Below are 26,552 nucleotides of genomic sequence, written 5' to 3' on the forward strand. Positions count from 1 at the left end.
TCAGCGCCTCGCCAACAGGCCCTGCGGCCGAATTGCCAACACCAAAACCATGATCAGGAAGGTCACGACGATGGCGTAGGTCGGGATGTAGACCGAGCCGAGCTGTTCGGCGAGGCCGATGATGAGCGCGCCCAGCGCAGCCCCTGGGATCGAGCCCATGCCACCGACGATCACAACGACGAGGGAGGCGAGCAGGAAGCGGATATCCTCGCCGGGTGAGAGCGACTGGAACGTTCCGCCGACAACGCCCGCAACGCCAGCGAGGCCGGCGCCGAGCGCAAACACCACCACGAAAACGAGTTGGATCCGTACTCCGGTCGCAGCCAGGATGTCGCGATCGTCGACCCCGGCGCGGATGATCATGCCGATGCGCGTGCGGTTGAGCGCCAGCCACATCGCCACGCCGATCACGACGGAGGCGACGAAGATCACGAGTCGGACCAGGGGATAGCGGAGATAGACCGGCTCACCTGAGGACTTGACCGCAGTGACCAGCGGCAGCTCCACAGGTCCGATCAGCCAGTTCGGGGTCTGGATCTGATAGAAATCGCCACCGCATGCCCACAGCATCAAATCGGCGAACACGATCGAGAGTCCGATCGTCACCATGGTCTGGCGCAGGTCCTGGCCTTCCATGCGGCGGAAGACGAGGACCTGGAGCAGGACGCCGACCAGTGCCGTCAGGATGAAAGCGACGATGAAGCTGAGGACCCATGAACCGGTCGCGACGCTGATGGCGTAGCCGACATAGCCGCCGAACAAATAGAGCGAGCCGTGCGCGAGGTTGACGTTACGCATTAAGCCGAAGATCAGCGTAAAGCCGCTGGCGACAAGGAAATAGAGACCGCCGAGCGTGATGCCGTTGAAGAGCGCGTTGAGGAAGACCCGCTTGCGGCCGAACGCATCTTCGACGCTCTGCGGCCACACTGCGAAAATCAGCCAGAGTGCTACCGCGATTGCGATGATGACAATCAGTGCCCAGGCGGGATGGCGTTCGACAAAGCGGGTCATTATCGCCGCTCCGTCTTCGCGTCACCCCATCTCTCACCCCGCAAGCGGGGCGGAGGGGCACGCAGACCGTCGCCGGCCGCAAGCCCTGCCATGAACGTGCGCTCCCTATCGCGCGCGATCCTCGTTTCGGGATCGCGTTTGTCGCATCCTAATGCGGCTGTAACGGAGGCGCTTGATCGTGAGTATCTTTTCGCGTGACCTCAGGCGCGCAAAACCTTGGCCGCGCGGCGATAATCGGTCGGCGCCATGCCGACATTGGCAGCGAAGAAGCGGGTGAATCCGCTCTGCGACGAGAAGCCGAGATCGAAGCCGATATCGGCGATCGGCGCTTCGCTCGCCACCAGCGCCTCCAGCGCCTGCTCCATCATCAGCGTGTTGAGATAGAGGTGTGGCGTGACGCCGGTCTGGGTGCGGAAGAGCCGGTAGAAATGCGGCCGGGAAAGGCCAGATTCGCGCGCGATGGTATCGAGCTCGATCTCGGCGCCAGGACTCTCCGACATCATCTTGATGCACTTGCGCACGCGAAAATCCGTGACGGAACCGTTTGCGCGCGGATCGCGCGCGGTCGCCGCCTGTTGCCAGCTTTCGTCATAACAGATGTCGATCAGGCTTCTCAGCTCGCCATCGAGGCTGTTGAGCGAGGGAGCGCCGCACACGAGGGCGGCTGCGTGCCTGATGTGCTTGTCCAGCGCAACGGACCGCGTGAACTGGGTGCGGCCGAAGCGCAGGCGGTCGGCGCCGGGCGCGTCGGGCGCAAACCACTCCGCATTGACGTAGAGCACGAAGAAAACGGCGCCGCCTTCGAGATCGGACGGCAGGAAATTATGCGGCTCCCACGGATTGACCGCGACGACGGAACCTTCGGTGAGCTCGTAACGTCCGTCACTGACATCGATGCATGCGGAACGCCCGCCGACATGGAAGATCAAATGACCTTCGCGATGTGCGTGGATGTTGAAAGGGCGGTTCAACTGATAGACCGTCGCCCGACCAAAGCGGCCGTGGAAGACGGCGAGCGCCCGGCTCATGCCTCTCCTCCCAAAAGCTCTTGGTATTTTTTGGTAGCGTTCAACAACCGAGGAGAGAATGCAAGGGCGCACGTGTCGCGCTTCTGGCAAATCTCTCCCCGGCCGGTCATCGCTCGCGAATGAGACTAGGTCAGTATTTCTTACATTCCGGTACTGTGCGGCTCGGCAAACCGATCTTGGCGAACACCGCGGGATCGTAGCCCAGCGTTTGGTTGACGTCCGGGATCACCTTCACGACCTTTGAGAACAGCGCGCCCTTGCCGTCGTCGACGACCTCGGTGACAAAGTTGGTGCCGATCGCCTGGCGGTTGGAGTCCAGCTTGATCTTGCCGTTGGGTGCGTCGATCTCGATCTTGGCAAGGGCCTCCTTGTACTTGGCCTGATTGTTGGAGAGATCGCCATTGACTTGGCGGAGCGCCTGGATCAGCGCCATGGTCGAGCCGTAATAGTTGGTGGCGAGCAGCGATGGGCTCGGGAAGCGCTTGTTGGGCGGGAAGGCGTCCTGATAGTCCTTCACGAACTTCTGCCAACTTGGGTTCTCCCAAGTGTCGGCCTGGCCGCTCGCGGCCAGCGTGCCGATCAGGGCATTCTTGGCGTTTCCCTTGGACGACAGGATGGTCTGGTCGATCATGATCGAGCCGCCCATCAGATGCGCCTTGCCGCCGGCCTGCTGGTACTGATTCAGGAAGTTGACGGCGTCGGCGCCGCCGAGGCCGAGATAGATTGCGTCGACGTCGTCGGGCAGTGCGGCGATGACCGAGGCAAAGTCCTTGGTGCCGAGCGGCACCCATTGCCGGTTGGTGACCTGTCCGCCGGCACCGCAGAACTCGAGCACGAGGCCGAACACCTGCGTATAGATGAAGGAGTAGTCTTCGCCGACGGTCGCGATCTTGCGATACTTCTTTTCGTCATAAGCATATTTGCCGAGGCCCACCTGCCACTGCGCACCGTCCATGTTGTAGCGGAAAAAGTTCGGAGCCGGATCGACATAGGTCGTTTCCTGGGCCCCGGAGGCGGCGTTGATGAAGGTCAGTTCGGGATGGGTCTTTGCAAAATTTTTGACCGCGATGCCTTCGTCACCAGAGAGCGGCGACAGCAGGATCTGTACCTTGTCCTGCTCGATCAGCTTGCGCACGGCTCGTACGGCGGAGTCCGGCGTCGCGTCGGTCGAGGCGATGACAAATTCGAGTTCCTTGTCGCCGACCTTCTTGCCGAGGACGTTGAGGGCCGTCTGGAAGCCGCGGATGCCGTCCTCGCCGAGTACGGTGTAGGTGCCTTCGAGCGTCGCGGTGACGCCGACCTTGATCTTCTCCTGTGCGAAGGCGGTGCCCGAAAGTAACAGGCTGCTCAACGCGATCAGTCCTAGACTGCCTTTCAACATTGCTCTCCTCCCTGGGCGTTCTTGTCACTGTTTTTCACCGCGCCTTGACGCGCCCGCCGCGCGGTGCGGCGTTCGGACAAGGCTAACGGTTCTTGAAACGGAGGCTAACCGAACTCCGATGCAGCGCACGTGCTGGAGCCGTGCGCGGCTTAACGGGCAGTCTCATTTTGAATGTTGCGTCGCGATTAACATCGCGGTGCAACAGGCGTCAGGCTTCCCGATTTGCACCCGCCAGCCGCATGGCGGCCGCGGACTGCCGCCGCTTGAATTGGATCGCTCGAATAGAGGAGAAATCAATCGTAGGCGTTGCGTCATTTCGCGGCGCGCGGCACTCGCTGGTTATACGTTGTGGCAGGCGATCGTCCGACCGTCCGCACCGACAGATCGAAGTTGTGGCACATCGACGAGACAGCGATCGCTGGCCATAGGGCAGCGGGGCGCATATGCACAGCCGTGCGGTCGCGTGAAGAGGCTTGGCGGTTCACCCATTTCGATCGCGCCCTGGATCCGTTTCGATGGATCGGGCTTCGGAATTGCCGCCACCAACGCGCGCGTATAGGGATGGAGCGGATGATCCAGGACCGTCCGCGTCCCGGCCTGCTCCACGATGCGGCCCATATACATGACAGCAACGCGGCTGCTGATCTGCCCGATCACGCCAAAGTCGTGCGAGATGAAGAGCATCGACAGTCTCAATTGGTCACGCAGATCCATCATCAGATTGAGCACTTGGGCCTGCACGGACACGTCGAGGGCCGAGACCGGCTCGTCGGCGACGATGATGCACGGCGTGGGAAGAATGGCGCGTGCGATTCCGACCCGTTGCCGTTGCCCGCCACTCAGTTCGTAGGGGTAGCGAGCGGCGAAAGACGGGTTCAACCCGACGGCCGTCAAGGTGGCAGCTATGGCCGCGCTGCGCTCGGCGCGGTTCTTGAAGAAGCCGCTGATGTCGGCCGCCTCCGCCACCGAATCTCCAATTGCGCGCCGCGGGTTGAGCGATGCATTGGGGTCCTGGAAAACCATCCGGACGCTCAGACGCATCTCGCGGAGGCCGGAGCCGCGGGCTCCGATCATTTCGGTTCCCTTCAAATTGAAGTTGCCGCTGTCGGGCTGGACCAGCCCGACGAGGGCTCGGCCCAGCGTGGTCTTGCCGCAGCCGGACTCGCCCACGATCCCGAGGACCTCGCCTTCGGCCAGCGACAGCGATACACCATCCACCGCCTGCACCCGGTATTTCCGACCGGCCCGCCTGGCACTGAACGAGACCATCATGTCCCGGACCTCGAGGATTACATTGCCGCTCATGGCAGCTCTCCGCCGGCCAGCGGAAACGCGCAGAGCACCTCGTGCCCTTGGGAAGCCTCCAGGCGGGGCGGGGTCGCCACGCGGCACTCATCGCGCACCGCTGCGCAACGCAAGGCAAACACGCAGCCAGCGGCGACCGAACCTGGCAGCGGCGGCTGACCAGAAATGGTCGGCAGCCGGCGCGCGCCGGAATTTCGCGACGGCATGCAATCCATCAGTCCGCGGGTGTAATGATGACGGGGTGCGCCGAACAGCGCATCGACTGAAGCGGTTTCCACGATCTGGCCGGCGTACATGACAGCGACACGATCGGCGAGCTGCGCAATGACTCCCATGTCGTGAGTGATGAACAATATCGCCATATCGAGCCGATTGCAGAGCTCGCGCAAGAGCCCGAGAATCTGAACCTGTATGGTGACATCCAGCGCAGTGGTCGGTTCGTCGGCGACCAGCACCTGTGGCCTGCAGGCCAGCGCAATCGCGATCATGACCCGCTGGCGTTGGCCTCCGGACAACTGATGCGGATACGCGGACAGCTGCATCTTGGGGTCGGGCATACGTACCAGTTCGAGCAGTTCGCGCGCACGGACCAGCGCCGCTGCGCCCGAAATTCCCTCATGCACGCGTACGGCTTCGGCGATCTGATCGCCGATCCGACGAACAGGGTTCAGTGAGGTCATCGGCTCCTGAAAGATCATTGCCATGCGGCCGTGGCCCGCTTCGACACGTTGCCAGGGCTGCAGCTGCGTTACGTCGCAGCCCTCCAACAGGACGCGCCCGGCCCGGACTCGGGGACCGGGCTGCGGCAGCAATCCCATGACCGCAAGCGAGGTCATGCTCTTTCCGCAGCCGGACTCGCCGACGAGGCCGAGGATTTCGCCCTTGGCCAAGCCGAAGGACACGCCCGCGACGATGTCGACCGGCGCGGTTTCCGGCCCCACTGACACCGTAAGGTCGCAAACTGTCAGCACGGCCTAACCCTTCTCACCAAAGACTTGACGGAACCGCGGATCGAGTCGATCGCGCAATGCATCGCCGACCAGGTTCAGAGAAAATGCCGTCGCCACGATCATCATGCCCGGGAAGAAGAGCAGCCACGGCGCGCGGGTGATGAAGGTCCGTGACTCCGCCAGCATATTGCCCCAGCTCGGAATGTCCGGAGGGGCGCCGAGGCCCAGGAAATCGAGTGAAGCCGCGCCGAGCTGCGCGAACGCGAAGACGAAGCTGGCCTGCACGAGAAGTGGCGAGACCAGGTTCGGCAAGATGTGCCGACTGATGAGCCATGCCGCTCCGGCGCCCATGCTGCGGGACGCCTCGACATAGGTTTCCGCGCGCAAGCGCAGCGTCAGTCCGTAGACGATGCGGGTCGTCGTCGTCATGTAGCCGATCCCAATGGCCAGAATGACGGTGGCCACACTCGGGCTCAAGATGACAATCAGGCCAAGTGCGAGAAGCAGAGTCGGGAAGGCCATCAGCACGTCGACCATGCGCATCAGCAGGTGACCCAGCCGCGGGAACAGTGCGGAAAGTACGCCGGCCGGAACGCCTGTCGCGAGAGCGAAGACGACCACGCCCGAGCCGATCAAAAGTGCCATGCGTGCTGAATGAATGGTGCGCGACAGGGTATCCCGGCCGAATTGGTCGGTGCCGAACCAGTGGGTCATGTTCGGGGGCGTCAGGCGGATCAGGGGATCGATGGCATACGGATCGTAAGGCGACAGCCAGGGTGCGAAGACCGCGGCGAGCACAGTCGCCAGAAGGACGCCGAGCCCGGCCAGCGCGATCGGGCGGGCGATGAACGGCTTGAGCCACAATGTCACGCTGTTGCTGCTCATTGAAGTTCAACCCGCGGATCGAGCAGACGATAGCTCAGATCGACGATCAGATTGATCAGGAGATAAACCACCACGATGACCAGGATGACGCCCTGGATCACAGGGTAGTCTCGGCGAAGGATCGACTGAACGACGAGGCGGCCGATGCCGGGCAGGGCAAACACGGTTTCGGTCACCACCGCCTCGGACAGCAGCGCGGCGAAGGTGAAGCCGAAGGCCGAGACGACCGCCAGGAGTGCATTGCGCCAGATGTGGCGGCGCACGACCTGCCACGGCCGGATTCCCTTTGCCCGCGCCGTGCGCACGTAGTCCTCCCGGGAGACGTCGAGCATGCTGGCGCGCGTCAGCCGCAGGATCAAAGCAGCATTCGGAGCCGCAAGCGCCAGGCTGGGGAGGACGAGATAGCGGAGATTGACGACACCGCCTTCGAAGATCGACGGATAGCCGGAGCTCGGAAACCAGCCGAGCCACGCGGCGAAGATCAGGATCAGATAGAGCCCGACCCAGAACGTGGGTATCGAGGCCATCAGCATCGCCCCACCGGACAATCCCTGATCGAGCCACGTGCCGTGCCGGACCGCCGCAATCATTCCGATCGGCACGCCGATGACGGCAACCCAGATCATCGTCATGGTGGCGAGCAAGGTGCTGGTCTCGGCGCCATCGGCAATCACCGACAGCACGGGCGCCTGGAAGAAGATCGACCGCCCGAGGTCGCCCTCGAGCACATGGCCGGCCCAAGTGAGATATTGCAGGATGATCGGCTGGTCGAGACCGAGCTGGTGTCGCAAGGCGTCGATCTGGTCGGGAGTCGCGGTATCACCGAGCAAAACATAGATCGGGTCACCCGGCACGATATGGATGAACGCGAAGATGATGATGGACGCTGCCAGCAGCGTCACCGCCGTCGTTCCTGCGCGCTTGAATGCGTAAGACCACATGTAATTGGGCGCCTGTCAGCGGCAACGATGCGCGCCGGCGCCGGCGCTCGACAGTCCTCGCGGCCTCATTGCCCGTCCTTATTTCGTGGACACATTCCAGAACACCGGACCGTTTGGGTTGAGCCCCTTGAGCTTGGGAGAAGCAATGTCGTAGGTGTAGGCATCGCCTACTTTCATCACCGGTACCTGCTCATAGATCAGCGACTGGATCTTGTCCCATGTCGACTTGCGCGCGGCTGGATCGGTCGTGTTGATCAACTCGGCCCGAAGCGAGCCGATCTCGGGGCTGTCCCACCAGCCGGGATAGCTCGCATTCAGGAACGTGAGCAGCAGCGGGTCCGGCGCGAAGGAATGGTGCGTGACGAAGATGTCCCACTGTTCCGGCTGGCCGCGCATCTTCAGAAGGGTCGCCCAATCGACGACCATCATCTGAACATTGATTCCGGCGTCGGCCAGCTGACGGGTGAAGACGGAGGCTTCGTCATAGTGTGCCTGATAGTTCGTCGAGACCAGCAGGCGGATCGGCGTCCCCGTGTAGTCCGCCTCCTTTGCGAGCTCCTTGGCCTTCTTCGGATCGTGCGCACTATAATTTGAGGCGCCTTCCGTCGAGTACCAGGGGGTGCCATTGGGAAAGATCGATCCTTCGGCATTCCACAGGTCTTTGGGACCGAAGGCGACGCGCAGCGCCTGCGACTTGTCCAGCGCGGTCTGGATGGCGCGGCGGAGCTTGTAATTGTCCTTCAGGATTCCCTGCTTCGAGTTCATGAAGAAAAGGCCGAAGATCGGCGCGTTGGTACGCTGCACCTGGACCGATGGATCTTTGCTCAGGGACTCGTACAGATCGCCGGAGATCATTTCCGCATAGTCGTAGTCACCCGCCTGCACGCCGCTCACGCGCGTGCCGACGTCAGGCACCGGAATGAACCGGATCTTGTCGAAGCTCGCAACGCGGGCGCCGGCGAAGCCGTCACCCTTTTCCTTCACCGGCTTGTAGCCCTCGAACCTCTCCACCTCGACATAGCGGTTCGGCCGCCACTCCACGAACTTGTAGGGCCCGGTGCCGATATAGTCCTTCTGCTCGATCGGCCGGTTCCCCGCTTTGGCGGCTATGTCTTCCGGATAGATCGCAAGACCGCCATTGACGTCCGCAATGAGAGCCTTCCAGGCGCCGTTCGGCGCGGACAATTTCAGCGTGACTTCATACTTTCCGGTCGCCTCGACCGACGTAGCCGCCGCCATCAGGAGCTTGCCGCGTGCACCGAAACTGCCCCATCGCGTCATCGAGGCGACTACGTCCTTGGCGGTCATCTCCTTGCCGTTGTGGAAGAGGACTCCTTCGCGGAGCTTGATGACGATGGTCCGACCGCCGTCTTCCGTGCGATCGCTCTCGGCCAGCATCGGACGCGGCGTATAGGTCGAGTCTAGCGCATACAGGGTCTCGAAGATGTGGCGGCCGATGACCGATGCGACGTCGGCGGTCGTCAGCATGACATCGAGCGGCGGCGGTTCTCCGATGGTGGCTTCGCGTAGCAGGGTGGCGGCATTGGCCTGCGCAATCAAAAATGACGCGGTGGCCAGCCCCACGACGCCACGCATCAAGACACTTGGACCGTATCTCATGATCGCCCTCCCGCCTTGTTGAGCCGCCTGCTTCCCGGTGCAGGGATGTGCCTTTCAGCTGTTGGGCTGACGGCACGCTATTGCTTGTTTGAAAGTTACATACACAATTTGGCAATTATCAAGCAGAAAATGCTGTTATTGATGTGGCATGCCGATATACGTTTGGTCGATGCTGAAGGTTTCTTACGGCAGCTTCTTGCCAAGGGCGCAGGTTGATCTGACCTGGGAAAGGGCGGGCAATGGCGCGTGCAAAGCGAAATCACCCGGCGAGAGCCGTTGGTGCAGCAATCTCGAAGCCGCCCGGCGACGACAATGTCGTGGCCGGCGACATCATCTCCCTCATCAGGCAGAGCGCTCTAAGCCTCAGCCCGTCCGAGCAACGCGTTGCCACGGTGCTGCTGGCCGATATGGAGTTTGCCGTTCACGCCAGCAATTCCGAGTTGGCCCGTCGGGCGCGCGTCAGCGAGCCGACGGTAACCCGGTTCAGCCGCTCCGTCGGCTGCCGGGGCGTCCGCGACCTCAAGGTGAGGCTGGCTCAAGCAATGGCGGTCGGGCGGATTTACGTTGAGCTTCCCCCGCATGTCGGGACCGATCTGGCGCGCCCCGCGCTCTGGCGGTCGGTGTTTCAGGAAATTCGCCGTGCAATTGCCGCTGCCGAGGAGGGACTTCGCAAGGAGGACATCGAGCGGGCTGCCGAAGCTATCTCCCGCTGTTCGAAGCTTGCAGCGTTCGGGGTGGGGGGCGGTTCCACTCTTGCGGCGGCGGAGGTTCAGAACCGGTTCTTTCGTCTTGGGATTGCCGTCTCGCATGCCTCCGATCCGAGCTTGATGCGCATGATTGCCGCGACCTTCGGACGGGATGATGTCGTCGTTGCCATCTCGACCACCGGTGCAGCCAACGAGGTGATCGAGGCAGCCAGTATCGCCAAGCAATACGGCGCCTTGGTCATCGCAATTACCAAGCCGCAAAGCAGGCTGGCCTCGATCGCCGATATTGCGCTTGGCGTACACGTGCCCGAGGCGCCCGACGCGCTCAAGCCGACGGCGTCGCGCTATGCATTTCTCGCCACCATCGATCTGCTTGCGGCGTCAACTGCCTATTGCAAACCGCTCGAAGCCCAGGCGCGCATGCGGCGGATCAAATACGAGTTGCTGAAGGGGAGCGACGGGGACGCCAAAGGGCCGCTGGGAGACTGAGCGGGCAATTAGCCCACCGCCCGCCTCTCGGGATTATGTTCGCAATATGGCCTCGATCTCTTGCGCTGCTTCAAGCAGCGTGCGGTCTTGTCCGCGCGCGGCGATGACCTGAAGGCCGAATGGAAGTTCGCACCGATCCGTTCCGCACGGCAGCGAAATCGCCGGCAGACGAGCATGATTGACAAAGGGCGTTAACGCCGCGTGCGCGCGCGGGCTCGCCGCGCGGCCACCGATCATGTCGGGTCCGAGCTGGGTGAATGGCCAGGCGACACAGGGAACGGTTGGCGCCAGCAGCAGATCAACCTCGGTGAAGAATGCCGCGAAAGCATTGGCGATTGCGGCGCTTGCCAGCAGCGCACCGGCAACGTCGGCGCCCGACCACGACAGCCCTCGCTCGATCTGTCTGGCGATGTCAGGATCGAACACGGTCGGATCCTCGCGGAAGGCATCTCGATAGAGTGCGGCGAGGCCGGCCTGCTGAAGCGGCATGATAGCCTCTTCCGTCGCGCCCGCTGGCCAGACGGGATCGCGCTGCGCGATGCTGAGGCCAGCGGCGGAGAGACGCGCGATGGCGAAAGCGAGCCCTTCAGCGACAACATCGTCGACGGCGACGTCGAGCCCAAGGCGCGGCGAGAACGCGATGCGCAGACCGGCGATGTTTTTGGCCTCTTGAGCGATGCCGGCTGAATCCGGATCGCGCGGATCGACGCCGGCCATGGCCTCGAACGCCAGCGCGATATCGGCAACGTCAGTGGCGATCGGCGCGATGACGGAGAGGCCGAAAAACGGTTCGGCGAAGCCTGGCCCATAGGGGATCGCGCCATAGGACGGTTTGAACCCCGCGACGCCGACATGGGCCGGCGGCCTGCGGCTCGAGCCGCCCGCATCGGTGCCGATCGCTAGCGGCACGAGGCCGGCCGCAACCGCCGTGGCAGGGCCGCCCGACGAGCCGCCGGGCGTCAACGTGGGATCCAGCGGATGCCGCGTTGGCCCATACAGCGGCGAGGTGGTCACGCCCTTGCAGGCGAATTCCGACGTTGCGCCGATGCCGACGACGACGGCGCCGGCCTTGCGCAGCTGCTCGATCGCAATCGCATCCTGCGGCGCGACGAATTCGGCGAACAGGCGCGAGCCCTGTGTCACACGCCAGTCACGGACCCAGATGTTGTCCTTGACGACGACGGGGACACCGGCGAGCGGCATCGTCTCGCCGGCACGCAGGCGATCATCGACCGCTGCGGCGTCGGCAAGCGTACGCGCAGGAGCGGTCGTCACCACTGCGTTCAGCGCCTTGGCGGCCTCGATGCGCTCAAGCGCGGCCTTGGCGGTCTCGACCGCACTCGTTCGTCCGGCGGAGACGTCGGCCGCAATCTCGCACGCGCTACTTCTTCCCTTTGTCATGGCCTCCCCAGACCAGTGCCAATGTGCCGCAGAGGGCGAGGCAAGCCAAGGCGAAGAAGGCGGCACCGAGACTGGCTGCGCTGTCCAGGAAGGACACCAGCGCCGGTGCTGCCAAGAGGCCGGCGTAGGATGCGGTCAGCACCGCGCCGGTGGTTTCGCCAATCCTGTCCTGCGGGGCGAGGCGTGCGATCTCGGCGACGAAGACACCGTTCCACCCGGAGGCCGTCAGGCCGAACAGAGTTGCAATCGCGAACTGGCCGGTCCGCCCGAGCGATACGCCATCGAGACCCAGCAGCGCGGCGCAGAACGTCATACCGAGGCCGATGACGACGAGAACTCCGCGCGAGGCATTGAGGCGCGTTGCGACGAAGCCCCAGCCGAGCCGGCCGATCAGGCCGCCGGCCTGGGCGCAGGCAAGCGCCATGCCGGCCTCGACATGGCTGAGGCCGAGCTCGCGGTGCCGAGCGTGACGAAGACCGTATTGAGCGACACCTGCATCGCGCTGAAGGGCATCGAGGCCAGCGCCAGCATTGCGATGCGCCGGTCCGCGATCACCAGTGCCAGCCGCGTGCGAAGGCTAAGCTCCGGCAGTGGCACGACCTTGACGGCGTAGGCGGGCCGCAGGCGCTCGAACCACGCTATCGCCAGCAGCGCACAGGCGCCCACGGCGGCATAGCACCAGGCGGGCCCGAGCGAGATTGCGATCGCGGGCAGAACCAGCGAGCCGCAGACGGCGCCGATCTGGTTTCCGGTCTGGCGAACCGAGAACACGAACGCGCGCCGCTCGGCCGTCACGAGCCGCGCCAGCAGCACCGCGCTTGCGGGCGTCTCCGGTCCGAAGGCGAGGCCAAGACAGAGGCCGGCTGCGAGCAGGGCCGCCGTCGAGCCGAGCGAAGCCAGCGCCATGCTGGCGATGATCGCCGCCGCGCAGAGGCTCGCGATCCGCATCGAGCCCAGGCGGGCGATGAAGCCGCCGCCCCAGAACGAGCGGGAATGCCGACCGCGAACACGGCGCAGGAGAACATCGAGAGCTGCCAGACCTCGATATGGGCGCGCGGTGCCACCATGCCCGGCGCGAACAGAGCCAGAGCCACCAGCGCCTGCAATGAGGTCATGGCGCCAAGCGCGGGCAGCAATGCGGGCGCTGGTCGAACGGCCGTGTTTGCGTCTACCATGGTGCAGCGCTCTCGGGGGGAACATTGTGGCAGGTGGCATTTCCATTCACGCGGTCGATGTGGCGAGCGGACGCCCGGCGCAGGGTCTGCGCGTCGAGATCTGGCGGATCGATCCGGACTCGCTGCGCGTCGCCGACGGACGGCTTGGTGTCAACGGCGTGCTCGATCATCCCGTTGCGCAGGGGGCGGGCGTGACGGCGGGCGAGTATGAGGTCCTGTTTCATCTCGGCGAGTTCTTTGGCGAGCGCGACGGGTTTCTCACGGTGACGCCGTTCCGCTTTCGCATCAAGAATGTTGACGAGCATTTTCACCTGCCGCTGAAATTCACGCGCTGGGGCTATTCGCTGTTCCGCGGCGCCTGATCAGTTGGTCAGCCGCCGCGATAACCCCGTGACGCGCTCCATAATCGCGACCAACGCGACGGTTGCAATGATCAGCACGCCCGACAGCGCGGCGATGGTGACGTCGAGCTTGCCCTCGAGGTCCTGCCACATCCGGATCGGCAGCATGTCGGTGGCGGCATCACGCAGGAACAGCGACACCGGCACGTTGTCGAAGGACGACATGAAGGCGATGAAGGCGCCCGCGATGATGCCCGGCCGGATCAGCGGCAGCACGATGCGCCGGAACGTGTAGATGCGGCCGGCGCCCAGCACGGCCGAGCTCTCCAGCAGGGTCGGCTCCAGCTGGGCAAGCGCCGCAATCGTATTGCGCACGACATAGGGCACGCAGACCACGGTGTGGCCGATTACCAGCGTCAACGGCGACACCGGCAGGCCGACCAGCGAGAACAGCATCAACGCGGCAAGGCCAAAGGCCAGCGCCGGCAGAACCAGCGGCGACATGAAGAGGGAATCGAGCAGCCGCGCCGACAGCGTCGGTGAGCGCGAGATCGCGAGCGCGGCGGCAACGCCGAGCACCACGGACAGGCCCGTCGCCCACAGTGCCACGATGAGGCTGTTCTTGGCTGCGAAGTGCAGCTGCCAGGCGTTCCACAATTCGGCGTACCAGCGCAGCGAATAGCCCGGCGGCGGAAAACGCAGCGAGAAGCCGCTGGTGAACGAGACGATCAGCACCACCAGCGACGGCGCGATGATGATGATCAGCGCAATCGCGGCGATCAGGCTCATGACCAGCTCGAAACCGAACGCCTCCAGGGTGCGCTTGCGCCCGCTCATCACGCACCTCCATAGCCGCGCGACAGGCGGCCGAGCGTGGTGAAGACGGAGACGACCGCGAGCACCGCGAGCAAAAAGATGATCGAGATTGCGGAGGCAAACGGCCAGTTCTGCAGGGTCGAAGCCTGCTGGTAAAGATACATCGGCATGAACAGCATCTGTCCGCCGCCGATCAGCGACTGGGTGATGAAGGCCGTGATCGCGGCGGCATAGGTCAGCGTGCAGCCGGCGATCACGCCGGGCAGCGACAGCGGCAGCACGATCCGGAAGAACGTGCGCCAGCTTCCAGCGCCGAGCGAGCAGGAGGCGTCGTCGAGATTGGAATCGATCCGGCCGAGCGCGGTGATCAGCGGCAGCGTCATCAGCGGCATCTGCACCTGCGTCAGCGCGAGGACGACGCCGAACTGGGTGTAGAGCAGTTTCAGGGGCGTCTCGATGATGCCGAGCGATTGCAGCGTCGCGTTGATGATGCCCTGGCGGCCCAGGATGACGATCCAGGCGAAGGTACGGACCACGACGCTGGTCAAAAGCGGCAGCAGCACGATCAGGATGATGATGGTCTGAAGCCGCGGCCCGACCCGCTGGTAAAGCCAGGCGATGGGAAAGCCGAGCACGAGGCAGACGGCCGTCACCTCGGCCCCAAGCAGCAGCGTCGAGCCGAGCACGCTGAGGCTGAAGGGATCGGTGAGGAAGTGCAGATACTGGCCGAGTCCCCAATGGAGCGCGGCCGTGTCGTTGTGCAACGAGAGCCACAGTAATTGCAGCAGCGGCGCCACGAAGAACACTAGGAAGAACAGCGCCAGCGGCGCTGCCAATCCCATCCCGTAGGACGTGACGTCTCGTGATGCCGGTGCTGTGCCCATCATGAGTCCTTGAAGCTCTAGATCTTGATCTCGCGGTTGAAACGCTCGATCCAGGCCGAGCGCTGCTCGTTGATCTTCTTCCAGTCCTGGAACACGAATTTCTGCTTCAGCTCGGCCGTGTCCTTGGCGAGCACGCGCGCGATCTCGCCGCCCATCGCCACCTTGGAATTGGTCGGCACGATCAGGTAGGGCGGGTTCATCAGCGTGGTCTGCACTTCCGGGGTCAACGACGCCTCGATCAGCTTGAAGGCGAGCTCGCGGTTGGGCGAGTTCTTGACGATGTGGATCGTGGTCTTGAAGGCGATGGCACCTTCCTTCGGGGCCACGAACTCGACCGGCACGCCGCGCGCTTTCAGGATCTGGATGGCGTTGAAATTGCCGGGCGAGATATCGATCTGGCCCTGCTGGAAAAGGGTGGCGAGCGCGCCGGGATTGGCGGCGACCGCGGCGAGGTTGGGCTTCAGCTCCTCGATCGCCTTGAAGCCGGGATCGACATTGGCTTCCGAACCGCCGCGCATCTTGGCGATCTCGACCAGCCAGCCGGTGCCGAGCGTCGAGTTAAGGTTGGTGATGCCAACGCGGCCCTTGAACTCGGGCTTCCACAGATCGGCCCAGGAGGTCGGCGGCGTCTTGACGGCTTCCGGATTGTAGGTGAGGCCGACGACCTGAAAGAAGGGGGCAGGGCCCATCGGCTCCTGGGCCTCGGCGATCAGGTCCTTGTAATAGGCGCTCTTCTCGACGGGGTATGGCTCGACCAGATCCTGGCCGATTGCGACCAGGGCCGGGCCGGGATCGTGCAGCATGACGTCAATCGGCGGATTGGCCTTGGCGGCGTTCACCTTGGCGATCTGGTCGACCGAGAGCATGGGGTCGAGCACCATCGCGGCATCGGCGTTCGCCTTGCGAAAGGCCGGCACCAGCACGGCCTTGTGCGCCTCCTCCCAGCTTCCGGTGAAGGTCGCAAACACCAGCGGGCGGGCCTGGGCGTAGCTCAGTCCGGGAAACGCCTTCATGGCGCCGAGTGTGAGTGCGGTCGTCATCAGGCTTCGGCGGTTCATGATCATGGTCGAACTCCCTCTGGACAAAAACTGAATTCAAAGCGTTGCAGGAAAAGCGTTTGCGAGCGACGGGGCGAGCGGCGCGAGGCGCACCGCGGCGCCGCTCTCCAGGGTGCGCGTCTCGCCGATGCGCGCCTGGGAGATCTTGACGCCGGAGCCGTCCGCGGTGGTGACCTCGTGGACGACGGTGGCTCCTAACGGCAGCGACATGCCGACCACGCCGGCAAAGCCGGTCTCGTCGCCAACGAATTGCAGATGCTCGGGGCGTATGCACACGGTGACGCGGCCGCCCTCGGTGAGAGCGCCGCCGGCGGGACGCGCAATGATTTCCGCGCCGGCATCGAGGCGGACTTTTGCGGCCGTGCGGTCTGCCGAGACGACCACGCCGGGCATGCGGTTGCTGGCGCCGACGAACGTGTTGACGAACAGGGTCTGCGGCCGGTCGTAGACGTCCGACGGCGACCCGAACTGCTCGAGCTTGCCGTGGCTCAGGACGGCGACGCGGTCGGCCATCGACAGCGCTTCTTCCTGGTCGTGGGTCACGATCAGCGTGGTGATGCCGGAGACGCGCTGGAGCCGCTTGACCTCGATCTGCATGTCGAGCCGCAGATTCTTGTCGAGCGCGGCAAAGGGCTCGTCGAGCAACAGGATTGACGGCTTGATCGCGAGCGCGCGGGCCAGCGCGACGCGCTGCTGCTGGCCGCCGGAGAGCTGCCGTGGCAACCGTTCCGACATGGTCGGCAGCTGCACCAGATCCAGCAAGCGCTGTGCTTCGCGCTGGCGGGTCGCCTTGTCGATCCCGCGCGCGGCAAGCCCATAAGCGACGTTCTCGCTGATGCTGAGATGGGGGAATAGTGCGTAGTTCTGGAACACGATGCCGACCGCGCGGCGGTTCGGCGGTAGCGCGTCGACGATGTCGTCGCCGATGATGATCCGCCCCTGCGTCTGCGCGATGAAGCCGGCGATGATGCGCAGCAGGGTAGTCTTGCCGCAGCCGGAGGGGCCGAGCAGGGCGATGATCTCGCCCCCTTTGATGTTGAGATTGATGTTCTCGACCGCGAGCGCGCCGCTCGGATAGCGGTGGGTGACGGCGTCGACCACGAGCGATCGGCCGCCTTGCGCTTCAGCCATGGTGTTGCCTCCCGTTGCCCCGGAGTAGAAAGCAAGTCTCATGCCCGCACCGGTCGCTTTTCGCCGCGAGGTTTGGCATGGTGGGGTGATGACGTCGGATCGATCGGTTTGCGACCTCACTGCCACGGCCCTCGCACGCGCCCTCGCGAAGGGCGAACTCTCCTCGCGCGACGCGGTCGAGGCGCATCTGGCGCGGATCGCGAGTCTTGATAGCCAATTGGCGGCCTTCGTGACTGTCGATGCGGAGGGGGCCCGCCGTGCCGCTGATATCTGCGACGCCGCGCCAACGCGGGTCGGCCCGCTGCATGGGGTGCCCATAGGGATCAAGGACCTCACCGACACTGCGGGGGTTGCGACCACGTACGGATCGGCTCTGTTCCGCGATCATATTCCGGCCGAAGACGATCTCGTGGTCGCGCGATTGCGGCGCGCTGGCGCGATCATTCTGGGAAAGACCAACACACCCGAATTCGGCTTCGGCGCGGTCTGTACCAACAAATTGTGCGGGCCGACGCGCAATCCGTTCGATCCGGTACTGACTTCGGGTGGATCCTCCGGTGGCTCCGCGGTTGCGGTCGCGGCCGGCATGGTGCCGTTGGCCCATGGCACCGATTTCGGTGGCTCCGTGCGCACGCCCGCAAGTTTTTGCGACGTCGCCTCGATCCGGCCGACGCCCGGTCGCATCCCGGCGCCGCATCGCCCCCTCGGCTGGGACATGCTCGCCACCCACGGTTTTCTCGCCCGCGGCGTCGACGATCTCGAGCTTGCGCTGTCGATCTGTGGGGGAGGCGATGTGCACGACCCACTCTCGATCGGTGTCGTCAATGAGGATCGGCCGGTTGCAGTGCGTCCCCGGATCGCAGCGACGCCCGATTTCGGGATCGCGGCCGTCGCGCGCGATGTCCGTGCACGTTTCGCCGCGGCCTGCGAGGCGCTCGGAGCCGTGGCCGATGTGGTGCCGTCCGCGCCCGATTGCGGCGGTGCGATCGAGGCATTTCGGACGCTGCGCGCCGCGCACATCGCCAACGGCTATGGCGAGCTGCTGAAGTCGCGCCGCGCCGAGCTGACGCCCACCGTGATCTGGAATATCGAGGCGGGCGCAAAGCTCTCCGCGGAGGACTATCTCAATGCCGAGCGTCGCCGCACTGCGATCTATCGCAGCTTTCGCGAGCTGTTCAGCCGCGCCGATTCCCTCGTGGCGCCGGCGGCGTCCGTTTTGCCCTGGCCGAATGAGATCAGCGACGTCACCACGATGGATGGCGCGGCGCTGGAGACGCCGATCGATTATCTCGCCGTCACCTTAATCGTGTCGCTGGTCGGTTTCCCGGTGCTGACCCTGCCGGCCCCCCGAGCCGAGAACGAGCTGCCGTTCGGTATCCAGATCATTGCACCTCCGGGATGCGAATCCCGCCTGTTTGCCTTCGGCCGTGCGATTGAGAACAAGCTTGGTTTTTCGCATCGCTGGCCGCAGCTCCCCTAGTTATCGCGATGCTCGAGCCGGGCGGCGAGCGCATCGGCAAGACCAAGGGTGGGTTTGGCGGCGGGCCGGCGGTACGTGCCTGCGGTTGCCTTGCGCAGGCGAAGCGCGACCAGGGCTTCGGCCTGCTTCACCGACGCGATGACTTGATCGACGACTGGGACGGGGATCCGGTCGGCCACGCGCTCGGCGAGGCCCGAGAGCGGCGCACCTGCAAAAATCAAGATGTCCGCGTCGTCCTCCACGATCGCGCGCCGGGCGAGATCGACCAGCACATCCTCCTTCTCGGTGCCGACCTCGGAGATCGCCTGGAACGGCGTATCGAGCATGCGGATGCTGGCGCAGCGCTCCCACAGCCCGTGGGCGCGGACGCATTCCTCGTACCAGGGGCCGAGCGCCTGGGCGAAGGTGACGATGGCGAAACGCCGTCCGGCCATGCAGGCGGTCAGCATCGCCGCTTCCGCCATGCCGACCACGGGAATGTCGAAGGTTTCGCGCGCGGCGAACAGGCCGGGGTCGCCGAAGGCGGCGATGATCGCGGCGTCGACCTTGCGATGCTGCCCGGCCAGCATCTCCAGCGCAATGGCACCGCCGATCTGTGCCTCGGTGCGTGTCGAGATATAGGGCACGCCGCGGGTCGCGGTGCAGGGGATCAGCTCGGTCCCGGGCGCAGCCGCGCGCTGCCCGACATCCGTCATCAACTGGGTGACTGCGGTGCTGGTGTTCGGGTTGAGCAGCAGCAGCTTCATGATTGCGCCGCCGTCTGCTTGGCTTGAGAGGCCGCGATGACTTCGAGCAGCGCCGTGCCGGTGCGCCGAACATGGGCGCCGAGCAGGCGTCCTGCGGTTTCGCTATCGCGCGCCTCGAGCGCGGCAAGGACGCCGGCGTGCTCGTCGACCGAATTGCTCCAGCACCGGTCGGCGCCGAGCGCGAGGTAACGCGCGCGCTCGGCGCGGGAGATCAGCGTCACGTGCGCCTCGCGCAGCGGCGTGTTGCGCGCCATGCGGACGATGGTGTCGTGGATCTCGCCGTTGATGGCGAAGTACTCGTCGAGCTTGCCGTTGCGATGATGACCTTCCATGCGGGTCTGAAGCGTGCGCAGGCGGGCGAGATCGCGCTCGGTGGCGCGCTCGGCGGCGAGCTCGGCGGCGAGCCGCTCGATGCCGGCCAGCGCCTCGAACAATTCCGAGATGCCGTCGACGGCGAGGTCGGCGATGCGCGGGCTGCGGTTGGGGCGGAGCTCAATCAATCCCTCGGCCGCGAGCACTTTCATCGCCTCGCGCAGCGGAGTGCGCGATACGCCCAGCTCCTTCGACAGCCTGGTTTCCTGGGTCTGCGATCCCGGCGGCAGCTCGCCGCGAATGATCATCGTCCGCATCCGCGCGGCGGCGCGCTCATGGAGGCCCATCCGTTTGAGTTTGGGCGACTTTCGGCCCGGGTTCGGTTCGGATTTTTGCGGCACGCCGGCCTTCCTGCTGACGTGCGATCGTAGCTAATTTCCTTCACGTGAGGTGCCCAAATAGAAGACGTATGTGGCTCAAAACACGTGCATATCGAATAAATTGTATGCAGCATGCAGATTGCGGGTTGCGTGGACCGATGCGGACGCGGATGATCCTTTTGAGGAAGCGGAGGAGCGCTTTCGCCGCAACGGAGCGACTGCGATCGATGTCAATTGTGCGCAAACGCCTCGGCATGATCACGCCGTCCTCCAATTCGGTGCTGGAGCCCGTCACCAGTGCGATGCTCGCCGGCGTGGCCGATGTCACCGCGCATTTCTCGCGTTTCCGCGTCACCGAGATCGCACTCGACGCCGCCGCGCTGAACCAGTTCGACGCCTCGGTGATGCTGCCTGCGGCGGACCTGCTGGCCGATGCGAAGGTCGATGCCATCGCCTGGAACGGTACGTCCGCAAGCTGGCTCGGCATCGGCAGAGACCGGAGCCTTTGCGAGGCAATCACGGTGCGCACCGGCGTGCCGGCGACGACCTCCACGCTCGCCTGCATCGATGCCGCTCGCGCGCTCGGCGCCAAACGTGTCGGCCTGGTCTCGCCCTATACCGACGACGTGCAGCGGCGGATCGGTCACGTCTGGGCCGAGGAGGGGATCGCCCCGCACGCGGAGCGGCACCTCGGACTGCGCGACAATTTCTCTTTCGGCGAGGTCGCGCCTGCGACGATTGCTGGCATGATCCGCGCTGTGGCGGCTGACGGCGCCGATGCTGTCGTCATCCTCTGCACCAACCTCGACGGCGCCGCGCTGGCGGCTTCGCTCGAACGGGAATTGAATGTCGCGGTGGTCGATTCGGTAGCGGTCACGCTGTGGCGAACCCTGGAGCTCGCCGGCGGCGATGCCGGGGCTCTTGCCGACTGGGGGCGGATCTTCCAGACATCGACGGTCATCAAGTCATGGAGACTCCTGTGACGCAGCTCGATCTTGCTATTCGCGGCAGTACCATCGTGACGGCCAGCGACGAGTTCCGCGCCGATATCGGCATTCGCGACGGCCGCATCGTCAGCATTGCCGATCATCTCGAAGGCGCAGCGCGCGAGATCGACGCGACCGGGCAGCTGGCCCTGCCGGGCGGGATCGACAGCCATGTCCACATCTCGCAGGCCTCCGGCCCCGACGTGGTGATGGCCGACGACTTCGCCTCAGCGACCCGTTCGGCAGCCGCCGGCGGCAACACCATGGTGCTGCCGTTCGCACTGCAGGAGAAGGGCACGTCGCTGCGGACCTGCGTCGAGAACTACCGCAAGCTTGCCGAAGGCGAGTGCTATATCGACACGGCGTTCCATCTCATCATCTCCGATCGGACCGCGGTCGTGCTCGGGCAGGAGCTGCCGGCTCTGGTCAAGGACGGCTACACCTCGTTCAAGGTGTTCATGACCTATGACGACCTCGTGCTCAGTGACAAGCAGCTGCTCGAGGTCTTCGAGGGTTACGACGCCATCCGTTTCTTGACCTCCAAGCTGGAACGCGAGGGCCATATCGCGCCCTATTATCACGGCGTGTCGCGGCCACAGGCGGTCGAGCGCGAAGCCACGCATCGCGCCATCAGTCATGCCGAGGTGATCGGCGTTCCCATCATGATCGTGCACGTCTCCGGGCGCGAGGCGATGGAGCAGGTGCGCTGGGCTCAGCAGCGCGGATTGCCTGTTCATGCCGAGACCTGCCCGCAATACATTACGCTGACGGCTGACGACATGAAGGGTCTGAACATGGACATGTCAGGCGCGAAATATGTCTGCTCGCCGCCGCCGCGCGACGCGGAAAGCCAGCAGGCGATCTGGGAAGGCATCACCACGGGCGTGTTCCAGACTTTCTCGTCCGATCACTGCCCGTTCCGTTACGACGATCCCAGGGGCAAGCTGACGCCGAACGGCCGCACCTCGTTCCGCTGGGTGCCGAACGGCATTCCAGGTGTCGAGACCCGGCTGCCGATTCTGTTCTCCGAAGGCGTGTCGAAGGGACGGATCAGCCTGCAAAAATTCGTCGAGCTGACCGCGACCAACCATGCGCGCATCTACGGCCTCTATCCGCGCAAGGGCTCGATCGGCGTCGGCTTCGATGCGGATATCGTGCTCTGGGATCCCAAATTGAAGAAGCCTATTCGGCAGGCCGATCTGCATCACGGTTCGGACTACACGCCATGGGAAGGGTTCGACGTCACCGGATGGCCGGTAACGACGATCGCCCGTGGCCGGGTGGTGTACGAACACGGCAGGATCGTCGGCGACAAAGGCGCAGGCGACATTCTCAGCCGCGGCAGGTCGAGCCTGATCTGATCGGACTCAACGCGTTGCTGCTCAACTATGGCGCCCGTGCGCGCGGCGCGACGGCCGTCTCAAGTCCACAGATCATGCCGGTCATATGTTCGTATCCAGCCTTCGCATGCGGCAAAACGAATCTAATCAATTCGGACAAGGTTGTCAGGCCGTCCCCCATAAGGCGACGTCCTTGACACGATTCTCGAAGCTGCCTGGTGGCGTCGTCCGACCTGTGCCGGGCGCTCAGCCGCGCGGAATGAAGCCGTTCAACGAAGCGTCATGGCGCAGATGTTCGACCAGCCCGGCGGCATCGCGGCCGCCATTGCGCTTGGGATCCTTCATTTGCGCGCAGATCTCGGCGCCGCTTTTTCCGAACCGGATGAAGTCAACGGGAGCGAGTTGCCAGTCGATGCCGGCGCGGGGCGGAGCGGGAGCCGGTTCGTTTACTTGCGTCCAAGTCATGTGACAGGTTGAGCAAGGGATCGCCTCCTTGTCTTTACGGCTTTCTCCGCCTGGATGTTCATGCCAGCGGGCAGCATCCGCGCTCTCCTGCATGAACAGTTGATAGACGGTTGCCGGCGCGTCGCCGGCCCTACTTGCCGGCGTGGGCGCGGAGCTGATGTCATGGCTGGATTCTCCCGCACGTCAATTTGGGCAAGTATCAGTTCATTCGGATTTGGCTAGGCGGCCATTCGCAACAGATCGACGATGTCGGCTTCGCTTTTAAAAGGCCGCGGATTGGCCTGCACGAAGCGATGATTGATCGCAATCTTGCTGATCTGCTCGAACTTGTCTTCGCCGATCCCGACGTCGGCAAGGCGACCGGGTAGTCCAAGTCTCCTGGTGAATTCTGCGAAGGCGGCTGCCGCTTCCATGCCCGGCTCGCCAAGAGCCGCTGCTAAGCGCGTTTGCGCATCCTCTGTGAACGCCTTGTTGTAGCGAAGTAGGCTCGGCATGATGACCGGTGTGCAATAATAGTGTGGTACGCCGAAGGTCCCGCCAAGCACGTGGCCGATGCCGTGACTGGCTCCCATCGGGACCCGCGCCTGGAGGCCGAAAGCGGCGAGCCACGCGCCATATTGAGACAGTCGACGCGCCTCCAGATCATCGGGTTGCTGCAAGGTCCGTTGCATTCCCTCCCGAAGCGTGCGGATGCCGGCCAGGACCACCTCGTCGCTAAGCGGCGTGCCGGCGGGTGAGCACAATGCTTCGATGCCGTGGTCCATCGAGCGCGTTCCCGATCCCATCCAGAGCTTCGAGGGCGTATGGACGGTAAGGGCAGGGTCGAGAATGATCGCCACCGGCATCATCAGAGAATGGAAGAAGATCTGCTTCAGCCTGCTGCGTTCATCGGTGACGAGCGCTGCTGCATTGTATTCGCCGCCGTTCAGCGTGGATGGCACCGCGATCTGTCGAACCTTTGGCGATCGGAACGGAGAGACGGTGACGCCCGGGCCCATGGGAAATGGATCGAAACCCGCTTCGTCACGGATGTCATGTTCCATCGCCATGATGACGATCTTGGCGAGATCGATCGCCGAGCCTCCCCCGACGGCGACCACCAGGTCGGCTCCGGCGTCTTTGGCTTGACGGGCAACCTCGGCAGCTTGCTTGCGCGTGGTGTGCTCTGCAATTCCATCGAAGGTCGCGACATGTCTTTCGCCGAGCGCACGCCGGATCTTCTCGATCTCGTCGGTCTTGGTATTCAAGGTGCGGCTGACGATCAGGAAGACGCGCTTGGCATCCAGCCGCACCGCTTCATCGTTCAAGGCCTCAGACGCAGCTTTGCCGTAAACGACACGGTCGATCGCCGGAAAATTGTGTATCCCTGCTTTGCGCATTTGCGTTCTCCCTGTGAGTTATCAAGCACCGATCTTCAAGCGGCGACAGTGTCGCGAATCTGTCGCGACGCCGTTTCCAGAAAGGCCTGAGCGAGATCGGGATCGTTGACGACGCGTGAGAGTGTCAACGCTCCGACCATCGTCGAAAGAATGGCCATGGCTTTGCTCCTGGATTCCTCGTCGCTCGTTTCGGCAATCAGGCGGCTGAGGATTTCGATATGCGCTTTGATCCCGCCTTCGAACGACGCTTTCACCTCGCTGCTCTGTCTGGCCACATCCGAGCCGAGCGCCACGATCGGGCAACCGTCCATCTTTTCGTCGCGATGATCCGTGCTGAGATAGAACCCCATCACCGCCCCGAGGGGATCCTCAGGGGCCGCGGCGATGGCGGTCGACCATCGCAGCGTGGCGCTCTCCAGCGCGCGCGTCGACGCCTGCGCGGCCAGGTCCTCCTTTGACTCAAACTGCTTGTAGAATGCGCCTTGGGTCAGCCCGGCAGCTTCCATCAGGTCCTTGAGGCCGATGCCGTCAAATCCCCGCGACCGAAACAGGCGGCTTGCGACATTGATGACGTTTTGCCGGTTTTCCTCAGCCTGAATGCGACTCACTCGCATCATTGGTCTCCCCATTTTAGATTGCGTTCGACATCTATTATCCGGTATAGAGCTCGAACGCAATCTATCTGGCATGAGGCCACGTTATGAAAAAGCGACAGATGATCGTGCTGGGGAGCGTCCTGGTCGCGGGATGCGCGGTGGCCGCATTCGTTACGCTTCGCGCGCCGGCGGCCTCGGCCGTGAGCGATCCGAGGCAAGAAGCCCCGATCGTCAGGATCGCGGCCGCGGCGCGGGTGACCGGATCGGAGCGTGGCTTCACCGGCATCATCGGGGCGCGGGTGCAGAGCAGCCTCGGTTTTCGCGTTCCCGGCAAGATCGTGGAGCGGCTTGTGAATACCGGTGAGCAGGTCAAAGCCGGTCAGCCGCTGATGCGGATCGACGAAACCGACCTTCGTCTTGCGGTCACGGCGAAGCGCAACGCCGTTGCTGCCGCGCGCGCGTCCGTCGTGCAGACCGAAGCGGACGAACCGCGATACGCCAAGTTGGTGAGCAACGGCTGGGCTTCCCGACAGCGCTACGAGCAAGCCAAGGCCGCGCTGGATACGGCCGAGGCGCAGCTTGCGAGCGCTGAAGCCGATGCACGGGTTGCCGAGAACGAGGCGACGTACTCGATCCTGGTCGCGGACGCGGACGGAACGGTGGTCGAAACGCTTGGCGAGCCCGGGCAGGTCGTTTCGGCCGGCCAGACGGTTGTTCGGATTGCCAAGGCCGGTCCTCGCGAGGCGGTGGTCGCGCTCCCTGAAACGATCCGGCCGGCAATCGACTCCGTGGCCGAGGCCAGCGTGTACGGAGCAGCCGAAGGGTGGCGCTATACGGCGCGTTTGCGGCAATTGTCCGACGCCGCCGATGCCCAGACCCGAACCTATGAAGCCCGGTATGTCCTGGACGGTGAAGCCGCGGCCGCACCACTTGGCGCGACGGTGACCATTCGGCTACCGAGCCAAACGAGCGAGCCGCAAGTTCAGGTGCCGCTCCGAGCAGTGCTCGATGATGGCCGCAAGACCGGAGTTTGGATCCTCGACAGCGCCACCTCAACCGTACGCTTTCGGCCGATCAAGCTTGTTCGGGTGACCGACGAAACCCCCGTGATCTCCGGCTTGAATTCTGGTGATCCAATTGTTTCGCTCGGCGCTCACCTCCTGCAGGAGGGCGCTCGTGTCAGGACCGCCGCTGAAAGCCGGAGCAACTGAAGAGTCTCAATCGTTCCGCCCCAGCCGCTGGAGAAGCACATGTACAGCTACATCGTCGAGCAGGAAATCCGAAAGACCTTCGACCATGTCAACAACCATCGCTGGGATGAAGCGGTGAAGGCGGTCGCGCCGCACATCCATCACCGTGTTTCCGGCCATCACGCGTTGGGCGGGGAGCGCCACGACAAAGCGGCCCTGCGCCGCTGGTTCGAGCGGCTCGGACGCGTCCTGCCCACGCTCCATATCAGGGTCAACAACGTCTGGGTGAAGGGCTGGCCCTGGAACACCACCGTGTTTGTCGAATGGGACGGCACCGCAACGCTGCTCGATGGCGACGGCTCGTACGTCAACCGCGGTCTCCACGTGTTCACCCTGCGGTGGGGCAGAGTCCATGCCCTCGAGGAATTTCAAGATTCACAGGAAGCCGCGCGCGGGCTTGCCGCCCAAGCGGCAGCTGGCCTCAAGGAAGCTGCCGCCCAGCCAATTGTAAGTTAGCAGATGAACCTTAATCTTTCCGCGATCGCCGTTCGCGAA

General features: G+C 64.1%; 26 protein-coding genes and 1 pseudogene. 8 read left to right on the forward strand and 19 right to left on the reverse strand.

Annotation, left to right across the window (positions count from 1 at the left end):
• The 8 genes from IVB19_RS13350 to IVB19_RS13385 all read right to left on the reverse strand — a co-directional run bounded on the left by IVB19_RS13350 (position 1) and on the right by IVB19_RS13385 (position 9,121).
• Positions 1 to 1,011, reverse strand: coding sequence for a branched-chain amino acid ABC transporter permease (locus IVB19_RS13350; RefSeq protein WP_085350842.1), 1,011 nt, complete (start codon positions 1,009 to 1,011; stop codon positions 1 to 3).
• Between the two features lie 200 nt (positions 1,012 to 1,211).
• Positions 1,212 to 2,039, reverse strand: a complete 828-nt coding sequence (locus IVB19_RS13355) for an AraC family transcriptional regulator (RefSeq protein ID WP_027569321.1) — start codon at positions 2,037 to 2,039, stop codon at positions 1,212 to 1,214.
• 130 nt (positions 2,040 to 2,169) lie between these two features.
• Positions 2,170 to 3,420 carry an ABC transporter substrate-binding protein gene (locus tag IVB19_RS13360; RefSeq protein ID WP_026233649.1) on the reverse strand — a complete coding sequence of 417 codons (1,251 nt, stop codon included), beginning with the start codon at positions 3,418 to 3,420 and terminating at the stop codon, positions 2,170 to 2,172.
• Positions 3,421 to 3,759: 339 nt separating this feature from the next.
• On the reverse strand, positions 3,760 to 4,692 hold the full coding sequence (locus IVB19_RS13365; protein ID WP_247337529.1) for an ABC transporter ATP-binding protein: 933 nt from the start codon (positions 4,690 to 4,692) through the stop codon (positions 3,760 to 3,762).
• A 29-nt stretch (positions 4,693 to 4,721) separates the two neighbouring features.
• Positions 4,722 to 5,696 (reverse strand): ABC transporter ATP-binding protein, encoded by a 975-nt coding sequence (locus IVB19_RS13370; protein WP_026233650.1) that lies wholly within the window; start codon positions 5,694 to 5,696, stop codon positions 4,722 to 4,724.
• A 3-nt stretch (positions 5,697 to 5,699) separates the two neighbouring features.
• Positions 5,700 to 6,545 carry an ABC transporter permease gene (locus IVB19_RS13375; RefSeq protein WP_240543193.1) on the reverse strand — a complete coding sequence of 282 codons (846 nt, stop codon included), beginning with the start codon at positions 6,543 to 6,545 and terminating at the stop codon, positions 5,700 to 5,702.
• 11 nt (positions 6,546 to 6,556) lie between these two features.
• Positions 6,557 to 7,501 carry an ABC transporter permease gene (locus tag IVB19_RS13380; protein ID WP_007608695.1) on the reverse strand — a complete coding sequence of 315 codons (945 nt, stop codon included), beginning with the start codon at positions 7,499 to 7,501 and terminating at the stop codon, positions 6,557 to 6,559.
• A 78-nt stretch (positions 7,502 to 7,579) separates the two neighbouring features.
• Positions 7,580 to 9,121: an ABC transporter substrate-binding protein gene (locus IVB19_RS13385; protein WP_026233651.1), complete on the reverse strand. Its 1,542-nt coding sequence runs from the start codon at positions 9,119 to 9,121 to the stop codon at positions 7,580 to 7,582.
• A gap of 15 nt (positions 9,122 to 9,136) precedes the next feature.
• Here IVB19_RS13385 and IVB19_RS13390 point away from each other — a divergent pair, with 15 nt between their 5' ends.
• Entirely contained in the window at positions 9,137 to 9,337 is a 201-nt protein-coding gene (locus IVB19_RS13390; protein ID WP_157643066.1) for a hypothetical protein, read from the forward strand.
• Between the two features lie 101 nt (positions 9,338 to 9,438).
• Positions 9,439 to 10,317, forward strand: a complete 879-nt coding sequence (locus IVB19_RS13395) for a MurR/RpiR family transcriptional regulator (RefSeq protein ID WP_247299698.1) — start codon at positions 9,439 to 9,441, stop codon at positions 10,315 to 10,317.
• 33 nt (positions 10,318 to 10,350) lie between these two features.
• Here the strand turns inward: IVB19_RS13395 and IVB19_RS13400 are convergent, their stop codons facing one another.
• Together IVB19_RS13400 and IVB19_RS13405 are read right to left on the reverse strand one after the other, a co-directional pair.
• Positions 10,351 to 11,718: an amidase gene (locus IVB19_RS13400; RefSeq protein ID WP_247821467.1), complete on the reverse strand. Its 1,368-nt coding sequence runs from the start codon at positions 11,716 to 11,718 to the stop codon at positions 10,351 to 10,353.
• Positions 11,699 to 12,893, reverse strand: a pseudogene (locus IVB19_RS13405) (MFS transporter). Before IVB19_RS13405 ends, IVB19_RS13400 begins: the two are co-directional and overlap by 20 nt.
• A gap of 26 nt (positions 12,894 to 12,919) precedes the next feature.
• Here IVB19_RS13405 and IVB19_RS13410 point away from each other — a divergent pair.
• Positions 12,920 to 13,255: a hydroxyisourate hydrolase gene (locus IVB19_RS13410; RefSeq protein ID WP_026233653.1), complete on the forward strand. Its 336-nt coding sequence runs from the start codon at positions 12,920 to 12,922 to the stop codon at positions 13,253 to 13,255.
• Here the strand turns inward: IVB19_RS13410 and IVB19_RS13415 are convergent, their stop codons facing one another.
• The 4 genes from IVB19_RS13415 to IVB19_RS13430 are packed head-to-tail and all read right to left on the reverse strand — an operon-like array spanning position 13,256 to position 17,123.
• On the reverse strand, positions 13,256 to 14,071 hold the full coding sequence (locus IVB19_RS13415; protein WP_247547261.1) for an ABC transporter permease: 816 nt from the start codon (positions 14,069 to 14,071) through the stop codon (positions 13,256 to 13,258).
• Complete coding sequence (locus tag IVB19_RS13420; protein ID WP_247821679.1) at positions 14,071 to 14,934, reverse strand: ABC transporter permease; 864 nt, start codon at positions 14,932 to 14,934, stop codon at positions 14,071 to 14,073. Before IVB19_RS13420 ends, IVB19_RS13415 begins: the two co-directional genes overlap by 1 nt.
• Before the next feature lie 17 nt (positions 14,935 to 14,951).
• Positions 14,952 to 15,998 (reverse strand): ABC transporter substrate-binding protein, encoded by a 1,047-nt coding sequence (locus IVB19_RS13425; protein ID WP_007608710.1) that lies wholly within the window; start codon positions 15,996 to 15,998, stop codon positions 14,952 to 14,954.
• 30 nt (positions 15,999 to 16,028) lie between these two features.
• Positions 16,029 to 17,123 carry an ABC transporter ATP-binding protein gene (locus tag IVB19_RS13430; protein ID WP_018458754.1) on the reverse strand — a complete coding sequence of 365 codons (1,095 nt, stop codon included), beginning with the start codon at positions 17,121 to 17,123 and terminating at the stop codon, positions 16,029 to 16,031.
• A gap of 88 nt (positions 17,124 to 17,211) precedes the next feature.
• On the opposite strand from IVB19_RS13430, the gene IVB19_RS13435 reads away from it, so the two are divergent.
• Complete coding sequence (locus IVB19_RS13435) at positions 17,212 to 18,603, forward strand: amidase (RefSeq protein ID WP_247821468.1); 1,392 nt, start codon at positions 17,212 to 17,214, stop codon at positions 18,601 to 18,603.
• Here the strand turns inward: IVB19_RS13435 and IVB19_RS13440 are convergent.
• Together IVB19_RS13440 and IVB19_RS13445 are read right to left on the reverse strand one after the other, a co-directional pair.
• Positions 18,600 to 19,349: an aspartate/glutamate racemase family protein gene (locus IVB19_RS13440; RefSeq protein WP_247412976.1), complete on the reverse strand. Its 750-nt coding sequence runs from the start codon at positions 19,347 to 19,349 to the stop codon at positions 18,600 to 18,602. The genes IVB19_RS13435 and IVB19_RS13440 overlap by 4 nt on opposite strands.
• A complete protein-coding gene (locus IVB19_RS13445) occupies positions 19,346 to 20,062 on the reverse strand; it encodes a GntR family transcriptional regulator (RefSeq protein ID WP_247474397.1) in 717 nt (238 codons plus the stop codon). The genes IVB19_RS13440 and IVB19_RS13445 overlap by 4 nt, the downstream gene beginning before the upstream one ends.
• A 206-nt stretch (positions 20,063 to 20,268) precedes the next feature.
• Between IVB19_RS13445 and IVB19_RS13450 the strand changes: the two genes are divergently transcribed.
• Together IVB19_RS13450 and hydA are read left to right on the forward strand one after the other, a co-directional pair.
• The gene (locus IVB19_RS13450) at positions 20,269 to 21,024 is read left to right on the forward strand and encodes a maleate cis-trans isomerase family protein (RefSeq protein ID WP_085394736.1); all 756 of its coding nucleotides are present in this window, start codon (positions 20,269 to 20,271) and stop codon (positions 21,022 to 21,024) included.
• On the forward strand, positions 21,009 to 22,388 hold the full coding sequence (hydA, locus tag IVB19_RS13455; RefSeq protein ID WP_247821469.1) for a dihydropyrimidinase: 1,380 nt from the start codon (positions 21,009 to 21,011) through the stop codon (positions 22,386 to 22,388). Before IVB19_RS13450 ends, hydA begins: the two co-directional genes overlap by 16 nt.
• Before the next feature lie 225 nt (positions 22,389 to 22,613).
• Here hydA and IVB19_RS13460 read toward each other — a convergent pair whose 3' ends face one another.
• The 3 genes from IVB19_RS13460 to IVB19_RS13470 form a co-directional block, all read right to left on the reverse strand.
• Positions 22,614 to 22,925 (reverse strand): hypothetical protein, encoded by a 312-nt coding sequence (locus tag IVB19_RS13460; protein ID WP_247821470.1) that lies wholly within the window; start codon positions 22,923 to 22,925, stop codon positions 22,614 to 22,616.
• A 125-nt stretch (positions 22,926 to 23,050) separates the two neighbouring features.
• Positions 23,051 to 24,211 carry an iron-containing alcohol dehydrogenase gene (locus IVB19_RS13465; RefSeq protein WP_204510818.1) on the reverse strand — a complete coding sequence of 387 codons (1,161 nt, stop codon included), beginning with the start codon at positions 24,209 to 24,211 and terminating at the stop codon, positions 23,051 to 23,053.
• 35 nt (positions 24,212 to 24,246) lie between these two features.
• Entirely contained in the window at positions 24,247 to 24,825 is a 579-nt protein-coding gene (locus tag IVB19_RS13470) for a TetR/AcrR family transcriptional regulator (protein WP_026233656.1), read from the reverse strand.
• An 86-nt stretch (positions 24,826 to 24,911) separates the two neighbouring features.
• Here IVB19_RS13470 and IVB19_RS13475 point away from each other — a divergent pair, with 86 nt between their 5' ends.
• Together IVB19_RS13475 and IVB19_RS13480 are read left to right on the forward strand one after the other, a co-directional pair.
• Positions 24,912 to 26,018: an efflux RND transporter periplasmic adaptor subunit gene (locus IVB19_RS13475; RefSeq protein ID WP_247412985.1), complete on the forward strand. Its 1,107-nt coding sequence runs from the start codon at positions 24,912 to 24,914 to the stop codon at positions 26,016 to 26,018.
• Between the two features lie 39 nt (positions 26,019 to 26,057).
• Positions 26,058 to 26,513: a nuclear transport factor 2 family protein gene (locus tag IVB19_RS13480; protein ID WP_018458764.1), complete on the forward strand. Its 456-nt coding sequence runs from the start codon at positions 26,058 to 26,060 to the stop codon at positions 26,511 to 26,513.
• Positions 26,514 to 26,552 lie beyond the last annotated feature (39 nt).

The sequence above is a fragment of the Bradyrhizobium sp. 187 genome, assembly GCF_023101005.1.
GTDB classification, from domain to species: domain Bacteria; phylum Pseudomonadota; class Alphaproteobacteria; order Rhizobiales; family Xanthobacteraceae; genus Bradyrhizobium; species Bradyrhizobium canariense_D.